Here is a 17,559-nt window from a genome sequence, read left to right on the forward strand (position 1 = left end):
ATGCTGCACGTGTACCGCCTGCACAAAGCCCTTTTGGCGGGCCTGTGCGTGCTTGCGTGCTGCCCCTGGGGCCGTGCACAGGAGAAGGTCGGCGAAAACGAGATGAAGGCGGCCTATGTCTTCAACTTCATCCAGTTCATCGAATGGCCCCAGGGGGACGGCCGCGCGGGCAGCGACTGGACCATCTGCGTGTCCCCCTTCAGCCCCCTGAAGCGCACCCTGCTGGCGCTGGAGGGGCGGCCCGCGCGCAAGGACAACCCCATCCGCATCCGGCTGTGGGAGGCCAACGAGCTCGACGACTGCCGCGTGCTGGTCCTGCATGGCGCGGACACGGACCGCGCCCTGCGTGCCTTGCGCGCCATGCCCGGCAAGACGGCGGTGCTGACCATTGCCGACGACCCGGCCACCGCCCCGGCGGAGATCATGATTACCCTGCACCGGGAGGGCGACCGCATCGTCTTCGACATCAATGCCGAGGCGATCGGCAAGGCGGGCCTGTCGGTCAGCTCACGCCTGCTGCGACTGTCCAGGGGGGCCCGATGAATTTCGACAGCCCGGCCACCACCGACTCAGCGCAGCTGTCATCGCGCGTGGTGGCAACCGGGCTGCTGGCCACCGGACTGGCCCTGTTGACCATGGTCCTGGCCCTCACGGCCTTCGACTACTGGAGCAGCCGCAAGGCCATGCTCGCAGACAGCCGGGTGGAAGCGGCCATCGTGGCCGACAACGTCTCCACGGCCGTGATGTTCCGCGATGCACACACCACCGAAGAGATGCTGGGCGCACTCAGGGCCTCGCCCATGGTGCTGATGGCCGGCATCTACGATGCGCAGGGCGTCCTCCTCGCCTCGTACCAGCGCGATGGCGACCAGGTGGCGCCCGGCACGCTGCCGGGTGGCGGCAACGGGGACTTCGAGTACCAGAGCCTGTACCTGCTGGAGATGGCCAAACCGGTGAAGTTCAGGGGCAAAAGCTCGGGCAGCATCTACCTGCGCAAGTCGATGGCCGAGGTCTACACCCACCTGGTCATCCGCTTCGGCGGCGCACTGCTGATCGCCGGGGGCACCATGGCGCTGGCCACCGCGCTGGTACTGCGCAGCCGCGCGGCGGTCGGCGAGGCGGAAAACCGCCTGCAGGTGCTGGCCCACCAGGATGCGGTCACGGGGGTCGGCAACCGGCACTTCTTCAACGAACGGCTGGCGCATGAAATCGCCCGGGCGTCGACCCTGGGGAGCAAGCTGGCGCTGGTCTACATCGACCTGGACAATTTCAAGGCCTTGAACGACACCTTCGGCCATGCCGCCGGAGATGGCCTGCTGCGCCAGGTGGCGCAGCGCCTGCAGTCGGTGGTGCGGGCGGGGGATGACATCTGCCGCATGGGGGGCGACGAATTCTCGGTCATCCTGCGGCTGGACATGGACGAGGCAGCCCTTGGCAGCTACGCGGGCAGGATCGTCGCCGTGTTCGAGAAAGGCTTTGTCGAGTCGGACCAGGAGGTGATGGTGACCTGCAGCGCAGGCATCGCCACCTACCCGGGAGACGCGCCGGACCGGGACAGCCTCATCAGCAGCGCCGATACGGCAATGTACCGCGCCAAGGACCTCGGCAAGAACCGCTGCGAGCGCTTCGACGCGTCCATGAACCTCGCTGCCGTGCGCCGGCATGCCATCGAGAAAGCGCTGCGCCAGGTGCTGGAGGACGGGCAAGGCCTGGCCCTGCACTACCAGCCGGTGTTTTCGGCCGGGGACCAGAAGATGATCGGTGCCGAGGCGCTCTTGCGCTGGTCGCATGACAGGCTGGGAAATATCCCGCCGCTGGAGGCAGTGATGGTCGCGGAAGAATGCGGCCTGATCGTGCACCTGGGCTACTGGGTGGTGCGCACGGCATGCCGGGACGCTGCGCGATGGCAGGCGCAGGGCCAGGACCCCTTGCGCGTGGCGGTCAACGTCTCGGCGCGGCAGCTTAACGACCCGCAGTTCCTGGAGCGCGTGATGGACATCCTGCGCGAGGAAGGCCTGCCGGCCCACCTGCTGGAGATCGAGCTGACCGAGACCGTGCTCATGGAGAACATGGACGCCTGCGTCAGCACGCTGCACCGCCTGAGCCAGCTGGGCGTGCACCTGGCCATCGACGACTTCGGCACCGGCTACTCGTCGCTGGCCTACCTGCGGCGCCTGCCGATGAAGCGGCTCAAGATCGACCGCAGCTTCATCCGCGACCTGCCCGAGCAGGAGCACAGCCGGATGATCGTCAAGGCCATCATCGCCCTCTCGCACGGCCTGGGCCTGGCCGTCACGGCCGAAGGCGTGGAGACCCAGGCGCAGATCGACTACCTGGTGGGCGCCGGGTGCGATGTGCTGCAGGGGTTTGCGTTTGCGCGGCCCATGCCGGTGGAGCAGTTCGAGGCGATGCAGGGCAAGCGGTAGACAAGGGTGCGGCAATGCCCTGCCCTTGCCTCGTCCTTCAATGGGACGTCCGCACGATCACCTTGCCTCGTGCATGACCGGTCGCCACTTTGTCGATGGCGGCATGCGCGCCATCCAGGGAATGGACCGTGTCCAGCACCACCTGCAACCGTCCAGCGCCAAAGCGCTCGACGATGCGGTCCAGCACCGATGCATCGTGCTTGAAGAAGGCGAACGCACCGCGCACCGCACCCTGATCTGCGATGGCATGGTCCACCAGCGACACCAGGGCACCTCCAGGGCGGATGAGAGGCCAGGAGCGCTCGGTGGCAAGGCCGCCTACTGTGTCGATTACCAGGTCCAGCCCATGCGCCTGCGCAGCGAAGTCGCCCGCCTGGTAGTCAATCACCTCATGCGCGCCCAGCCAGGACACCAGCTCTTGGTTGCGGGCCGATGCCGTGGCGACCACATAGGCCCTTGCCTGCCGCGCCAGTTGCACGGCGAAGCTGCCCACACCCCCTGCTGCGGCATGCACCAGCACGCGCTGCCCGGCCTGCAGCCGGCCCACGCCAAACAGCGCCAGCCACGCGGTGCCCGCCGCGGTGGGCAAGGCTGCCGCCTGCTCCCAGGCCATGCTGGCGGGCAGCAGGCAGAGCGCCTGCTCCGGCACCAGCGCGGCCTGCGCCAGGGCGCCACCCTTAGTGGGTTCCAGTCGGCCCACCACCCGGTCCCCGAGGCGGAACCTGCTGGCCAGCGGGCCGACTGCCTCCACCACGCCTGCGAAATCGGTGCCCAGGGTGTAAGGCAGCGCCACCGGAAACACGGATTGCATATGGCCGGCCAGGATCTTGAGGTCCAGCGGGTTGATGCTGGCGGCCTCAACCCGCACGGCGACCTGGGCGTCGACCGGTGAACGCAGCGCGGCCTCTTCCAGCACGGCCTGGTCCTGCCCGCCGAAGCCGTGGATGCGCAGGGCTTTCATGCGGCCTCCTTGACGGAGGGCTGGGCCCCTTCGGACGGCGGCGGAAAGCTGCCCATCTGCAAGAAAGCCCCGAACCAGTCTTCCAGATGCCAGGTGCGGCTGATGCGGCTATCGCGCAGCTCATGGAATTCATGAATGGGAATGGTCAGCCGCTTGCCCGTGGCCGCAATGCCGAACAGTGCACCGCGGTGCGTGCCCGTGATCTCGGCCCGCACAGCCACACGGCCCGGGAGCTGCAGCAGATCATGGATGGTGATCTGCACGTCCGGCAGGGCTTCGATGAAGCCCGCGATGACTGGCTTGAGCCCGCCGGGTCCGGGGCCCTGGCCGGGGGCCAGGGGAATGTCGTCCCAGTCCGGCGTCACGGCCTGGTCCATGAGATCGGGGTTCTTGTCGCTGAAGGCACGGTACAGCGTCTCCACGGCAAGGCGCTCCTGGCGCAGCTGCTCGGCATGGGGGAGGGTTTCGGTCATCGGTCGTCCTTTGAAAAAGGGGTTGCACAAGGGATAACGCGATTCTGTGGACGCCCCTAAAATCCGTCCAACAAATGGACGATATAAATAAATATCTGATTTATGAATTTTTATGGCGTCGACCTGAACCTGCTGGCCGCGTTTGACGCGCTGATGGACGAGCGCAACGTGACCCGCGCCGCCGTGCGCGTGGGCGTGAGCCAGCCGGCCATGAGCGCCGCCCTCTCGCGCCTGCGCAACTTGTTCGCCGATCCGCTGTTCCTGCGCAGCGCCGACGGCCTGCTGCCCACCCAGCGTGCCCGGGACCTGGCCGAGCCTATTGCGCAGGCGCTGCGGCAGATCCAAGCGGCTGTGGTGCCCCGGCCGCAGTTCGACCCGGCCACCGCCTCCTTCACCTTCAACCTGGGCCTGTACGACTACCCCGCCATGGTGTTGCTTCCAGCCCTGGTAGAGGCCCTGCGCCTGCAGGCGCCCGGTGCGTCGTTGAACGTGCATGCCGTGCGCGGCCGCGACAGCGCGGTGGACCTGCTCGATGCAGGCAGCATCGATGCGGCCGTAGGCGTGCCTCCGACCCAGCATGACGGGCGCATCCTCACCCGCCCCATCCTGCAGGACGAGTTCGTGACCATCGTGCGGCGCGGCCATCCGCAGGCGTGCCATGGCATGGACCTGGAGACCTACCTGGCGTTGTCCCACGTGCTGGTGTCACCCGAGGGGGACCGCCATGGCCTGGTCGACCAGGCGCTGGCGCAGCTCGGCAGGCGCCGCCACCTCGCCGTCACCCTGCCGCAGCTGTTTGCGGTGCCAGCGCTGGTGGCGCGCACGGACATGGCGGCCACACTGCTCAGACGCGTGGCGCTGCACTCGGCCGGACACCAGCAACTGGCGATATTTGCGCCGCCGGTGGCGCTGCAGCCCATCGCCTTCCACCTGGTCTGGCATCGGCGCGGCGATGCGCATCCCGCGCAGCAGTGGCTGCGGGAATTGATCGCCGACCAGGCGCAGTCGCTCTGAGCGTGCCCGCCCGGCAGTTGCCCTTTTCAGGCAATCGCCGGATAGCTCCCCGTGCCTTCGGGCCAGGCCGTCAGCACCTCGAAACCATCGGCCGTCACGGCCACCATGTGCTCCCACTGGGCCGAGAGGGAGTGGTCGCGTGTGACCACGGTCCAGCCGTCGGGCAGCTCGCGGGTGTCGCGCTTGCCGACGTTGATCATGGGCTCGATGGTGAAGACCATGCCCTCTTCCAGCACGATGCCCTGGCCACGCTGGCCGTAGTGCAGCACCTGCAGGTCCTCATGGTAGATCTGCCCGATGCCATGGCCGCAGTAGTCGCGCACCACGCTGAAGCGTTCGCGCTCGGCCACGCTCTGGATGGCATGGCCCACGTCGCCCAACGTTGCGCCAGGGCGTACCTGGCGGATGCCGGCGCACATGGCTTCGTAGGTGGTCTCCACCAGGCGCCGCGCCAGGCGGTTGGGCTCACCCACGTAGTACATGCGGCTGGTGTCGCCGAACCAGCCATCCTTGATGACGGCGACATCGATGTTGATGATGTCGCCCTTCTTGAGCACCTTGTCGGCCGCCGGCACGCCATGGCAGACGACATGGTTGACGGAGGTGCACACCGTCTTGGTGAAGCCGTGGTAGCCGATGTTGGCCGGTATGGCCTGCAGCTCGTGCACGATGAATTCGCGGCAGCGGTCGTCCAGCGCTTCGGTGGAGACACCGGGCTGCACGTACGGGCCTATCATCTGCAGCACCCGGGCCGCCAACTGGGCGGCAATGCGCGACTGGGCAATCTCGGCGGGCGTCTTGATGATCACCTGGGGAGGCCTGGCTCCCATCACTGCACCCGCCTTACCTGAACGCTGGGCTTGCTGCCACCATCGGCAGACGGCAAGGCCTGGGCCAGCACGGCCAGATCGAACCCGCCGGACTGTTCGGCGCGGATCAGCATCTGGCAGATCTGGCTGTGGCTGAGCTCGGGGTGCAGCTCGGCGAGCATGCCCACGCGCATCCAGTGCTCGGCCTGTGAATTGATGGAACGAGACAGCGCATTGCTGGCAATGCGCAGGTTCTCATGCATTTGGTCTGAAATTTTGACGATACCCATGGGCAGAATTATACGAAACATATACGTTTCGTGTAAACCCTGGGCCGTTGGGCCGGCCCTGCGGCCGGCCCAGGCATCAGAACGCGACCTTGACCCCCAGCGTCAGGTTGCGGCCCATCAGCGGTGCCGCGTTCTTGATGAACGAGGTGTGGGCATAGGCCAGGCGGTCCGTCAGGTTGTTGGCCTTGAGGTAGACCTGCCAGGGCGTCTCGCCGTTGACCTTGCCGCTGTAGCTCACGCCCAGGTTGAGCATGCCGTAGCCGGGCGTGGCCGACTCGAACTCGGCCACGCGGTTCTGGCGCGCCACCTGCACCCATTCGACCTGGCCGTCCCAGGCGTTCCAGTTGGCATCGAGCCGCACACCGGCGCGGGTGGCAGGAATGCGCGGCAGCAAGCCGCCGCCGGCCAGGCGGGCACGTACCGTGTCGCCGAACAGCGTGACGCCCAGGTTGCGCGTGAGGCGCTGGCGCACCTGGCCTTCGATGCCGGTGAAGGTGGCGTCGGCCTGGGCGTATTGCAGCAGCTGCAGGCCGTCCACCTCGTCGAGCGTGCGGCCGTAGATGTAGTTGCTGATGCGGTTGCGGAACACGCTCACGCCGAAGGTGGTGTCGCCGCTGGTCTTGCGCAGGCTCAGGTCGATGTTCTGCGAGGTTTCGGAGCGCAGGTCGGCATTGCCGCGCTCGTAGGTGCTGGTGGCCATGTGCAGGCCGTTGGCGTACAGCTCTTCGGCCGACGGTGCGCGGCTGGCGCGGGTGAGCGACGTGCCCAGTTGGTAGCCGGGCGTGAACTGCCACACGGCGCCCAGCGATGCCGAGGTGCCGTTGTGGCTGCGCTCGATGCCCGAAGTCTCTGCCTCGGCCGTCTGGCGGTCATGGCGCAGCGCGCCTTCGAAGCGCCAGTCGCCCAGGCGGTATTCCTCGAGCACGAACAGGCCGGTCTTGCGCGTGGTGGTGGGCTGCACGTAGGCCTCCTCCCCCTCGGCGCTGAACTTGCGCTGCGATGTCTGCAGGCCGAACACGCCCTTGAAGCCGGCAATCGGCTCGTGCTGCAGCTCAAGGCGGGTGTCGTAGGCCTTGTTCTTGAAGGTGGTGCTGATGGCACCGTCCTCCACCTCGTCGTGCACGTAGTCGGTCACGCCCGCGCGCAGGCGCAGGGCCGAGAAGCCGGCAAACGGGTTGCGCAGCTCGCCGCGCACGTCGAAGCGCTCGCTGCGCAGGTCCACCACCGGCACGTCGCCGGCCTCGGCGCCGTGGTCATGGTCATGCCCATCGTCGTCGCCATGCTCGCCGCAGTGCAGGTGGTCGCCATGGGTGTGGCAGCCCTCGAAGCTGTGGTTGTGGCCGGGCAGGCCGTAGCGTGCGGTCTGGCGCGTGTACGCGGCGCCCAGGTAGCCCCGGTCGCCCACCCAGGACAGGCCTACGCTGCCCGTGTCGGTGCGATTGAAGCTGCCCAGCACCTTCTTGGCCGGCTCGCCATTGGGCGCCCAGCCCTTGCCCACGCGGTAGTCGCCGGCATCGCGAGAAACGCCTTCCACGTGCACGGCCAGATTGCCGGCGCCGCCGGTCAGCGAGAAGGCCCCTGCCCCCTCGCGCGCACCGGTGTTGGCGCGCAGCTCGGCGCTGCCTTCATAGCCCTTTTGCGGAATGGCGGTGGGGATCTTGCCATCGAGCACGTTGACCACGCCGCCCACGGCGCCATTGCCATACACCAGGGCCGAAGGACCGCGCAGCACTTCGATCTGCGTGGCCAGCAAGGGCTCCGACACCACGGCGTGGTCGGGGCTGATGGTGGAGGCGTCGTGCAGCTCGGCACCATCGGACAGCACCTTCACGCGCGGGCCGTCCATGCCACGGATGATGGGGCGGCTCGCGCCCGCGCCGAAGTGGCTGCTGGTGATGCCCGGCTCGCTGTTGAGGGTTTCGCCCAGCGTGGCCTCGCGGCGGCGCACGAGTTCGTCGCCTTCGAGCACGCTCACCGGCGTGGTCATTTCGCCGGCGCCCAGTTGCAGGCCGCTGGCAGACACCGTGACGGAAGGCAGGGTGGATGCGTTGGTTGCGGCGCCGGGCGCTGCGGGGGGAGCCGTCTGGGCGAAGCTGCCGCCCGACGAGATCGCCAGCATGGCGGCCAGGGCCACGGGATGCAAGGTGGGATGCAGGGCAGTACGGCGAGGGGTGAAGTGGCGTTGTGGTGTCGTCATGGTGTTCGTAGGCAAAGGCCAGGCGCAGGTGCGCGCATTCATGCTGCTAGGCAGGCATGGAGAAAAAAGGGGACGCACGGCTGAGCCGCCTGGATTCAAGGCAGCTGCCGCTAGGGGATCAGGGAGATCAGGGGGAAGGGGGCCGGATGCACCCGCCAGCCCCTGCGCAGTGCGGCAGGGATGGCAAAGGCAGAGTCTTCAGCCCCGCAAGGCGGGCGGCCCGCGCGCCTGGAACAGCGCGACATGGCGCGCCAGCACGCGCTCGGCGTGCGTGGCCACCGGCGCCAGGGCCGGCAAGCTGGGCAGCAGCGCCGGTGCGGCGCTGTGCAAGGTATCGCCCAGCGCGAGCTGGTCGAGCAAGAGGCAGTCCACCAGGCTGTGGCTGGACAGGAAGCCGCCGAGCATGCCCGGTGCATGGACGGACGCATGCTCCACCACGGCCAGCGCGCCATGGCCGGCATGGATCTGCGCCAGTGGCTGGGCATGGGCGATCTGGTGCAGGCGACCGATGGTGGGCACCCAGGCCAGCGCCAGCACCAGCCATACCAGCGCCGCATGGGCCGCCCACGCGCGCCCACCCTGCCGCCGCCAGGGGCGAGTGGCAAAGGCTGCAAGGGCAGTCGGCTGGATGCGCGGGTGGGTCACGACAAGGATGGTCTGCTTACTTCACCGGCACGGCTTCGACCACGCGGTAGTACAGGCCGTAAGGATCGTTCTGCAGCACCGTGAACCGGCCCTCGACCACCACGGGTTCGAGCGAGTAGCGCACGGGCGTCTTGGCCTTCACTTCGACCATGCTCTCGGGCCCGCCCGGAATGCAGAACGAGCATGTCAGCGGCACGGAGGTGAGCAGGAAGTGCGTCTGCGTGGCCTTGGCATCCAGCGGCATCATGAAGCCCTGGATGCGCTGCACCGTCTTGTCCATGCCCTGCTGCTGGGCGTTGAACACGGGCAGGATGCCGTCCTTGGTGGTCTTCTTGGTCAGGTCACTGAGCAACGACCATGGCACCACGTCGGTGCGCTGGGGCAGTGGCGCAATCGGGCTGTTGGGGCTGTGGTAGCCCGCGCCGGAGCCCGTGGGCGCCGTGCCCGGCATGGGCGAACTGAGCACAGGCGTGTTGTAGGGCGCGCCGGCCGTCGCCGCAGGCTTGCTTTCGGCATGGGCGCTGCCCACCCCCGCCAGGGCGCAGGCCAGCACCAGTGCGGCAGACTGGGCTGGCAAGGAACGGGACGAGAGAGGGTGGCGGTGCATGGAAAGTCCTTGGTGACAGGGCTGGCGTATTTTCTTACAGATGCGCGGGCGTGGCGTGCAATGGGTCAGTGCACGTGGCGCATGCCGCAAAATTTACCGATACCTAGACCTTTGCAAGCGACCTGGAGTTCCTTCTGGCACTGGTCATGGCCCTTGCCCGATTCCAGGCACTTGGCTGCGGCCTCGTGCGCGGCCGCCATGGCGCGGTGGCGCTGGATGTCGGCCTTGGTTTCCTGATCCGAGTGCGCGCCCTGGGCGTGCGCCAGGGCGCCAGCCAGCAGCAAGGGGGCCAGGGCCAGGGCGGTGAGCAGCTTTTTCATGGAAATCCTTTCGGGAGCAGTTGGTAATCAGGGTTGACTCAAGAGATCGGCCACTTCGGTGCGGTAGGCCTGCATGGCGGGCAGCAGCGCCGCAAAGGCGGCCACGAGCACGGCGATCAGCGGCACGCCCGCCTCGGCTGGCAGCCACACCAGGCCGCTCACGGGCAACAGGCCCTGCGCCTGCAGCACCCAGCCCAGCACCTGCACCAGGCCATGGCCCAGCAGCAGGCCCAGGGCCGTCGCCATGGCGGCCAGCCACAGCGCCTCGCACAGCACCAGGCCGGCGACGCGGCCCGGGGGCGCGCCCAGCATGCGCAGCATGGCCAGGTCGGTGCGGCGCTCGCGCACGGCATTCCACAGGGCGATGAACACGCTGAGCGCGGCCACGGCCAGCAGCACGCCGCCAAAGGCGCGCAGCACATCGGCCCCCACGCCCAGCAGGCGCAGCAGGCGGGTGACCTCGATGGCGGGAGCGGCCGCCTGCATCGACGTGTCGGCATTGATCTGGCGCGGCAGCGTGACGGCGGCCATGGGCGTGCGGTAGCGCAGCAGGGCCACGGTCACCTCGCGCTCCTCCTTGAGCACCGCCAGGTCCTCGGGCTCGGTGGCGGTGGCGGTCTCGTGCACCATCCAGACGGACTCGGTGGAGGTGAGGATGAGCCGGTCGAGCACGCAGCTGCAGGCAGCCAGCACGCCGGCCACGCGGTACGGGTGCTCGCCATGGGCATGCCCTCCCCCGCCCAGGCCATGGCTGCCGATGAAGGTGGCGCCGACCAAGGGCGCGCCTGCATGCGCTGCGCCCACGATGCCGCGCGCCACCGTGGCGCCCAGCACCGCATCCATGGGCTGCTGCCAGGGCTGGCCCTCGGCCAGAGTGGCGCCATAGAGCGCCAGGTAGTCGGGCGTGGTGCCCACGATGCGAAAGCCCTGGTAACTGTCGCCCAGGCTCAGCGGGATCACCTGCGCCACCAGCGGGTTCTTCTGCAGGGCCTGCACCTCCTGCAGCGGGATGTTGCCGGTGGGCACATCGATATGGAACACCCCCGCAAGGATGAGCTGCAGCGGGCTGCCCTTGGCCCCCACCACGAGGTCGATGCCGTCCAGGTCGCGCTCGAAGGCGCGGTCGAGCTGCGTGGCCACCAGCAGCACCAGGGTAATGGCCGCCAGGCCGAGCGTGAGCACCAGCAGGTTGAGCACGGCGGCCAGCGGGCGCGCCCACAGGTAGCGCCAGGAAAGGGAGAGAAGCTTGGCCATCGGGTCGGTAGACGTCAGTCGGCACGCATGGAGTTCAGGTCGAGCTGCTGCAGACCTGGCGTGGCCGCCAGGGCCTGCACCACGCGCTGGTCGTGCGTGGCGATCACCAGGCTGGCATCGCAAGCGGTGGCGCTGGCCTGCAGCAGTGCCAGGGCATCGGCGGCGGCCTCGTCATCGAGGCTGGCCGTCGGTTCGTCCGCCAGCAGGATCTGGGGCGTGAGCAGCACGGCCCGCGCCAGCGCCACGCGCTGCGCTTGCCCGCCCGAGAGCTGGTGCGGCCGGCGCGCGGCCAGCTCGGCCACACCCACCTGGGCCAGCGCGCGGTTGATGGCCGCATCGTCGCGCGGCAGGCCGGCCGCAAAGTACACCAGGGCCAGGTTGTCGGCCACCGTGAGCGCGCTGCTCAGGTGCAGCTTCTGCGGCAAAAAGCCGACGCTGCGCGCGCGCCAGGCATCGATCTCGGCGCCGCGCTGCGTGCCCAACTGGGTGCTGGCCACGAACAGGTCGCCGCCCGCAGGCGAGCGCAACCCAGCCATGAGAGCCAGCCAGGTCGACTTGCCCGTGCCCGAGCGCCCGCGCAGCAGCAAGGTGCCACCCTGGCGCAGGTCCACGTCGGGAAAGCGCAGTGCTTCGCTGCCTGCGGCATAGGCGTACGAAAGGCCCCGTGTGCGGATCATGCGGCGGCCCCCTCGGCCGGATGCGCGCACCCGGCGCAGCGGCCCCGCACGGCAATCTCCACCGCCAGGCTTTCGTGCCCGGCCGTGGCCAGCGCCTGCAGCACCTGCTTCAAGGCGCTTTGCACGCGCGCCGAGCCCTGTGCCAGGCGAAACTGGCGGTGGCAATCACCGCACTCGAAGCGGGGAACAGCGCCCTCCCCCCCCTGCGGCGCCAGCGCAAAGCGCGTGACGCGGGCGGCATCCACCTGCCGCTGCAGCAGGCCGGCGGCGGCAAAGCGGTCGAGCATGCGGTAGACGGTGACCTTGTTGACCGGTGCACCGGCTGCTGCCAGAGCAGATTCCACCTCGGCTTCGGACAGTGCGGCGTCGGGCCGCGCCTCGAACAGTTGCGCCAGCGCCCGCGTGGCGCGCGTGGCCCGCATGCCGGCGGGCAGGGTCCAGGCGCTTGGCGTGGCGGCGACAACAGAAAGAGGGGAGCGAATCGTGGGCATGAAAGGAATGGCTGACCGGCGCAGGCCTGGTAACGCAATCGATTTGCATTATGCATGCTGCATGCCGGTCACCGGCCATTTCCGGACGAACCCTGCGGTCAAGACCAGAGTCGATAGAACCAGTAGCTGTCGTCCGTGTCCACGCCGCGCGCCAGTTCGCCCGGGCTGTGGCCGGTGACGCGCTGTGTCTCGCGGCACAGGTGCGACTGGTCCGCATAGCCGGCGCCGGAGGCCACGTCCTGCCAGCGCGGCACCTGGCCGCTGTGCTCGCTGTCGGTGCGTGCCTGCAGCAAGGTCGATTCGGCGCGCGACAGCCAGGCCAGGCGGCGCACGGGCTGGCCTGCCCAGGCGCGGGCATGGCGCTCCAGGCTGCGCAGGCTGCCGCCCAGCCCGCTGGCCGCTGCATGGGCCTGCAGCGCACGCATCCAGCGGGTGCCAGGGGCACCGTCGGCACCATCGGCAGCCTGCGCGCCATCGCTGCTGCGCCAATGGGTGGCCACCATGTCTTCGATCAGTGCCATCCGGGCGGCATCGTCCTGCGCATGCCTCACGGCATCGCACAGCGCACGCCATGGCGCCGGCAGCACCTCCTGGGCGGGCAGCAGGCCATCCACCAGTGCGCTGATGGGCAGGCCGGTGAGCTGGTGGAAGGCATGGGGCTGGAACACCACCCCGAAGGTGCGCACCGGCCCGGGATTGCGCGTGGCCCAGGGACGGGTCTGCGGTCCCAGCAACAGCGTGGAGGCCAGGGGCTGGGGTGCACCGCCTTCGGGATCGATGCGCTCGGAGCTGCCCTGCAGAAACCAGGCCACGCCGCAGTAGACCGATGCCGGGTAGCGGTTCAGGCGCGGTGCCTCCTGCAGGTGCTTGCCGCCCGTGGTGTCCTTGATGAGGTAGGCACGGATGCAACCCGCCAGCGCAAGGGGCGGCAGGGCGACGGTGGCAAAGGGGAGCTGGAATCGCAGGCGCACACCCCACATCGTAAACGGGTTCGCCAAGCAAGCGCCCGGGGTGCGCTTGGCGAAATCGTTCAAGACGGCCGGGCGCGGACCTTTCAGAATCGCCTCCATGGCCCACAACCTATCCTCCATCTCCCCTGCCCTGCAGCCCCTTCTGGCCTCGGCCCAGCCCAGCCGCACGGCCTTGCTGTGCGGCATTGCCCGCGCCCGGCACCAGTTGCTGGACGGGGGTGAAGTGTTCGCCGACCCGCTGGCCCTGGAGATCCTGGGGCCGGAGCTGGGGGTAGCGGTGCGCCAATGGGCCATCGACCACGGACCCGGTGGGCACCTGAGCGACCGGGGCAGCTTCTCCGAAGCCATGCGCGGTGCCCTGGCCGCCCGCAGCCGCATCGCCGAAGACACCCTGCGCGAGGCGGTGGCCGCCGGGGCCACGCAGTACGTGGTGCTGGGCGCGGGCCTGGATACGTTCGCCTTGCGCAGGGGCTGGCCCAAGGGGCTCGCCCGGGTGTTTGAGGTCGACCACCCGGCCACCCAGGCCTGGAAGCAGCAGTTGGCCGCCTGCGCCGGCCTGTGGATGAGGCCAGGGGCGACCCATGTGCCGGTGGACTTCGAGCGCCAGGACTTGATGCAGCACCTGGTAGCCCAGGGTCTGGACCCGCACGAACGCACCGTGTTTGCCTGGCTGGGCGTCAGCATGTACCTGGCCCCCTCGGCCGTACGGGCCACGCTGGAACGCATCGGCACGCAGATGGCGCCGGGCAGCGTGCTCGTTTTCGACTACGTGCGGCGCCCTGCACCGAAGGAGCTTGGCCGGCGGCTGACCCTGGGTCTGATGGCACGCCGCTTTCGCCGCATGGGCGAGCCCTGGCATTGCTTCCTGGATGACAGCGAACTGCAGGCAATGCTCGCGGACTGCGGCTTTGCGCCCCCGGAAATCATCAGTGCGCAGGACATCATGCGCACCCTGCTGTCGAGCCGCCCGCCTCCCGGCTGCAACGGGCCATGGGTGGGCTGCTGGGCGGCGTGGTGCGCGTGCGGGTAGCGCCCGGGGCGGGTACCGTCAGTCCTCCTTGAGGTACTTGCGGAAAGTCTTGCGGAACTTGTCCACCTTGGGGCCCACCACCATGGCACAGTAGCCCTGCCCCGGGTGCTTGGCAAAGTAATCCTGGTGGTAGTCCTCGGCCGTGCTGTAGTTGGCCAGGGGCTTCACCTCGGTGGTGATGGGCGCGCCGAACAGCTTGTCCTGCGACATCTGGCGCACCATGGCGTCGGCCAATTCGCCGTGGGCCGGATCTTCGTAGTAAATACCGCTGCGGTACTGGGTGCCCACATCATTGCCCTGGCGGTTGAGCGTGGTCGGGTCGTGGGTGTGGAAGAAGATCTCCAGGATCTCTTCGAGGCTGATCTCGTCGGCATCGAAGGTCAGGCGCACCACCTCGGCATGGCCGGTGTCGCCCTGGCAGATCTGCTCGTAGGTGGGCTGGATGGTCTGGCCATTGGTGTAGCCGCTTTCCACGTCGGTGATGCCGCGCACGCGGTCGAACACCGCCTCGGTGCACCAGAAGCAGCCGCCGCCCAGGGTGATGGTTTGCAGGTTCTCTGCCATGTCGGTCTCCATGCAATGACGTAGTTTCATGGCATGGTACGCGGCCTGGGGTGCCGCAGTGCGGGCGGGGCCATTGCTTCAGCGGGCGTGGGCTTTTTTCGAGCTGCCCTCGTGCGACTCCACCACAGGCGGAGGAACCGTAAACCATCCGCTTCTCGCATCTCTTTCCACCACCGTGAAAAACACGTAGTCCGGCTTCCAGCTGTCGACCAATTGAACAAGGCGCCCACCGGGTTTGATGGCCTCATGCCAATGCAATTGCAGCACGTCACTGAATGTTCCCTCCATCATCAGCGACATCGAGTCCCCAAATGAATCTCTGAGCCACAGCACCTTCTTGCTGTTCAAGGCATTGCTTGTGTGGACAAGGACCGGCTTGATCGGCGGTATCGTGGTCAGGTGCCCGCCCGTGTGCAGGACTTTCTGGGTGTCGAAGTCGATCCGGGTGGTTTGCAAAGAAAACTCGGACGCGCCAATGGCCAATCGGGTATCGGAAAGCTGTGTCGGCAGCCGAAGAAATTTGGCCAGGTCCCCGCCCTTGGTTTCCTGCCTGGATGTCAATGCATACGCTTCACTGGGTGGCCAACGCAGCTCTGGCACCACGGAACCAACCTGCTGCGCAAAGGCGCGAAATCCCATCGCAGAGCCAAGATTGTTCCAATGGGTATCCAGCTTGTAGTAAAAATCAGCCGTCTGATGTGCCTTGGCTTCCAGCAAAGGCGCACGAAGGTCGACATAGAGAACGTTGCCCGTTTCAGCAAACAGGGCATCCGTGGCATTGGGTGATACTGGCTGAGCCCAGCGTGGCAAATGCTCGGGGTAAATGCTTCCCTTGTTGGGGCCGATCATGACCCTGAAGAGTTGCACCCCCTTGCTTGCGAAATATGCATCCCAGGCAGCAGCGGCCACACCAATCTGCTTTGTCAGTTGCACATCTTCCGCCAAAGGCGGGTGGCGGGCAGCCGACAGCGTGGCCTGGAATGAATCGCCCAGGAAAAGCCAGCCGTCATAGCCGATGACGACGCTCTTGGGATTGATGCTGATTCCCAATGGATACAGCCATTTCGCCGCAAAGCTCGATGCGAAATCCATGTTGTAGAAAAAAGACTTCTCCCACTTGATCGATTCAAAATTGCGTACGCAAGAAATGTTGACCGCCGGCACTATCAGCAGACTTGCCAACAGGGCGATCAAGAAAACGCTTTCCCGATGTTTCATCGTGATTTTTTATTATTAGAAATTGAAGTACAAGAACACCGAACTCGTGGTTGCAAGCATGGCGTACATTGCAATGGAGAAAATAATTCCGCCATAAACAAGCTTGGCATTCCCCAAGGACCCGCTTGCTATTTCGATTGAATTTTTCTGGCGAACAATGGCAAAGGCGAAGGCAATGGCCATGTATGCAGGCAGATGCCCAATCAACCCTGCGGGGAGGTATTGCAGCAAGACATCGGAAAACCAGCCCGCCCACGCAAAATCAGCCGTCGGTGCAGAGGCAATGGAGTCGCCAAGGATCGAGCGGAAATCAACCATCCCCTGCAACACGCGCTCCGCGTCTTCCATTGTTTTCGCACGAAAGAAAACCCACGTCATGTTCACGAACACAAAAGTCAACAGCCATGCCAAGGCGGTTGGCATCGGGCGTCCCCACTGCTTCCAAAGGCGGTGAACTCCGAGTGCACCTCCATGCAGGGCACCCCATACCACGAACATCCAGGTCGCACCATGCCACAGTCCACCCAGCACGAATGTGATGAAAATATTGATGTAGGTCTGGTATTCCAGCCCTCGGTTACCACCCAGGGGAATGTACAGATAATCCCGCAAAAAACTGCTGAGAGTGATGTGCCAGCGCCGCCAGAAGTCCTGAATGTTCAATGACTTATAGGGTGAATTGAAATTTATGGGCAATGAAATGTTGAACAGTAACGAAGCGCCTATGGCCATGTCGCAGTACCCGCTGAAATCGAAATACAGCTGAAAGGTGTAGGCCAGACTGGTTGCCCATGCGGCGAAGAACCCGAGATTCTGGCCTCCATCGAACCCGGCGTCCGCCCAGCCTGCAAAGTTGTCAGCAATGACCACTTTTTTGAACAGGCCGATGGCAAAAATGAACAACCCCTTGAGAATGTTCGATTTTCTCAGCATCAGGTTCCAGCGCGAAGCGAACTGCGGCATGATTTGCTGGTGGTGAACAATAGGTCCCGCAATAAGGTGCGGGAAAAATGTCACGAACAGCGAGTAGTTCAATATGCCATATTTTGCAGTTTCCCCACGGTAGCTATCCACCAGATACACGATCTGCGTAAACGTGAAAAAACTGATCCCCAATGGCAGCACGATGTGGGGAAGGGCATGCGCCGTGCCAAAAATGGTGTTGACGTTGTCAAGCAGAAAGTCGGTGTACTTGTAATACCCCAGCACCAGCAAATTGGCGGCAATGCCTGCGGCAAGAATGGTTTTTCTGCTCAATCGTCGGTTCGATTTTCGCTTATCGCCGGGGGACGGAGAATACGACCTTGCCAAGCGTGAGCCAACCAGGAAGTTCAAAAAAATGGACGCCAGAATCAGAGGCAGGTATTTTACGTTCCAGTACGAGTAGAAAAACAGGCTCGCTATGACAAGCCAGGCCTTTCCAGCAGTGATCCAATGCCGGCGATTCATCGCGAAATAGACGAGCACCACGATCGGCAGATAGACCAGAATGAACTGCCAAGAACTGAAAACCATATTGACTGGCCATCTCCGGCAAGGCCGGGGGCTTGGAGAGGTGAGCCGCTCCGCGCGGTGAGACGGGGAGGCGACCTGCCCCTCTTGACTTGCTGCT

The 17,559-nt window shown here is 66.2% G+C and carries 19 protein-coding genes; 4 read left to right on the forward strand and 15 right to left on the reverse strand.

What is annotated here, in order from left to right; genetic code table 11:
• Both ASE28_RS16520 and ASE28_RS16525 read left to right on the forward strand, forming a co-directional pair.
• Positions 1-543 carry a YfiR family protein gene (locus tag ASE28_RS16520; protein ID WP_057203006.1) on the forward strand — a complete coding sequence of 181 codons (543 nt, stop codon included), beginning with the start codon at positions 1-3 and terminating at the stop codon, positions 541-543.
• On the forward strand, positions 540-2,426 hold the full coding sequence (locus ASE28_RS16525) for a bifunctional diguanylate cyclase/phosphodiesterase (RefSeq protein WP_057267567.1): 1,887 nt from the start codon (positions 540-542) through the stop codon (positions 2,424-2,426). The genes ASE28_RS16520 and ASE28_RS16525 overlap by 4 nt, the downstream gene beginning before the upstream one ends.
• Before the next feature lie 37 nt (positions 2,427-2,463).
• Here ASE28_RS16525 and ASE28_RS16530 read toward each other — a convergent pair whose 3' ends face one another.
• Complete coding sequence (locus tag ASE28_RS16530) at positions 2,464-3,387, reverse strand: NADP-dependent oxidoreductase (RefSeq protein ID WP_057267568.1); 924 nt, start codon at positions 3,385-3,387, stop codon at positions 2,464-2,466.
• On the reverse strand, positions 3,384-3,860 hold the full coding sequence (locus tag ASE28_RS16535; protein ID WP_057267569.1) for an ester cyclase: 477 nt from the start codon (positions 3,858-3,860) through the stop codon (positions 3,384-3,386). The genes ASE28_RS16530 and ASE28_RS16535 overlap by 4 nt, the downstream gene beginning before the upstream one ends.
• Before the next feature lie 102 nt (positions 3,861-3,962).
• Here ASE28_RS16535 and ASE28_RS16540 point away from each other — a divergent pair, with 102 nt between their 5' ends.
• Positions 3,963-4,874, forward strand: a complete 912-nt coding sequence (locus ASE28_RS16540) for a LysR family transcriptional regulator (RefSeq protein WP_057267570.1) — start codon at positions 3,963-3,965, stop codon at positions 4,872-4,874.
• A 26-nt stretch (positions 4,875-4,900) separates the two neighbouring features.
• Here ASE28_RS16540 and map read toward each other — a convergent pair whose 3' ends face one another.
• The 10 genes from map to ASE28_RS16590 all read right to left on the reverse strand — a co-directional run bounded on the left by map (position 4,901) and on the right by ASE28_RS16590 (position 13,135).
• Complete coding sequence (gene map, locus ASE28_RS16545; protein ID WP_057267571.1) at positions 4,901-5,704, reverse strand: type I methionyl aminopeptidase; 804 nt, start codon at positions 5,702-5,704, stop codon at positions 4,901-4,903.
• On the reverse strand, positions 5,704-5,973 hold the full coding sequence (locus tag ASE28_RS16550; RefSeq protein ID WP_057203009.1) for a ParD-like family protein: 270 nt from the start codon (positions 5,971-5,973) through the stop codon (positions 5,704-5,706). Before ASE28_RS16550 ends, map begins: the two co-directional genes overlap by 1 nt.
• Positions 5,974-6,049: 76 nt before the next feature.
• Entirely contained in the window at positions 6,050-8,170 is a 2,121-nt protein-coding gene (locus ASE28_RS16555) for a TonB-dependent receptor domain-containing protein (RefSeq protein ID WP_057267851.1), read from the reverse strand.
• Between the two features lie 198 nt (positions 8,171-8,368).
• Positions 8,369-8,815 carry a hypothetical protein gene (locus tag ASE28_RS16560; RefSeq protein WP_200963957.1) on the reverse strand — a complete coding sequence of 149 codons (447 nt, stop codon included), beginning with the start codon at positions 8,813-8,815 and terminating at the stop codon, positions 8,369-8,371.
• 16 nt (positions 8,816-8,831) lie between these two features.
• Positions 8,832-9,422: a DUF3299 domain-containing protein gene (locus ASE28_RS16565; protein WP_057203010.1), complete on the reverse strand. Its 591-nt coding sequence runs from the start codon at positions 9,420-9,422 to the stop codon at positions 8,832-8,834.
• 65 nt (positions 9,423-9,487) lie between these two features.
• Positions 9,488-9,742, reverse strand: a complete 255-nt coding sequence (locus ASE28_RS16570) for a hypothetical protein (protein ID WP_057203011.1) — start codon at positions 9,740-9,742, stop codon at positions 9,488-9,490.
• Between the two features lie 27 nt (positions 9,743-9,769).
• Entirely contained in the window at positions 9,770-10,996 is a 1,227-nt protein-coding gene (locus tag ASE28_RS16575) for an ABC transporter permease (protein ID WP_057267572.1), read from the reverse strand.
• Between the two features lie 14 nt (positions 10,997-11,010).
• A complete protein-coding gene (locus ASE28_RS16580) occupies positions 11,011-11,673 on the reverse strand; it encodes an ATP-binding cassette domain-containing protein (RefSeq protein WP_057267853.1) in 663 nt (220 codons plus the stop codon).
• Positions 11,670-12,095, reverse strand: coding sequence for a transcriptional repressor (locus ASE28_RS16585; protein WP_057267573.1), 426 nt, complete (start codon positions 12,093-12,095; stop codon positions 11,670-11,672). Before ASE28_RS16585 ends, ASE28_RS16580 begins: the two co-directional genes overlap by 4 nt.
• A 167-nt stretch (positions 12,096-12,262) precedes the next feature.
• Complete coding sequence (locus tag ASE28_RS16590; protein WP_157422005.1) at positions 12,263-13,135, reverse strand: DUF6597 domain-containing transcriptional factor; 873 nt, start codon at positions 13,133-13,135, stop codon at positions 12,263-12,265.
• A 97-nt stretch (positions 13,136-13,232) separates the two neighbouring features.
• Here ASE28_RS16590 and ASE28_RS16595 point away from each other — a divergent pair, with 97 nt between their 5' ends.
• A complete protein-coding gene (locus ASE28_RS16595) occupies positions 13,233-14,165 on the forward strand; it encodes an SAM-dependent methyltransferase (protein ID WP_057267575.1) in 933 nt (310 codons plus the stop codon).
• Between the two features lie 18 nt (positions 14,166-14,183).
• On the opposite strand, the gene msrA is transcribed toward ASE28_RS16595, so the two are convergent.
• From msrA to ASE28_RS16610, 3 genes are all read right to left on the reverse strand, one after another.
• Positions 14,184-14,729, reverse strand: a complete 546-nt coding sequence (gene msrA, locus ASE28_RS16600; protein WP_157422006.1) for a peptide-methionine (S)-S-oxide reductase MsrA — start codon at positions 14,727-14,729, stop codon at positions 14,184-14,186.
• A gap of 78 nt (positions 14,730-14,807) precedes the next feature.
• Positions 14,808-15,947 (reverse strand): hypothetical protein, encoded by a 1,140-nt coding sequence (locus ASE28_RS16605; RefSeq protein WP_057267577.1) that lies wholly within the window; start codon positions 15,945-15,947, stop codon positions 14,808-14,810.
• A 15-nt stretch (positions 15,948-15,962) separates the two neighbouring features.
• On the reverse strand, positions 15,963-17,462 hold the full coding sequence (locus ASE28_RS16610; RefSeq protein ID WP_057267578.1) for an MBOAT family protein: 1,500 nt from the start codon (positions 17,460-17,462) through the stop codon (positions 15,963-15,965).
• Between the last annotated feature and the right edge of the window lie 97 nt (positions 17,463-17,559).

Origin of the sequence: Acidovorax sp. Root219 (assembly GCF_001428665.1) — a bacterium.
GTDB lineage: Bacteria > Pseudomonadota > Gammaproteobacteria > Burkholderiales > Burkholderiaceae_C > Acidovorax.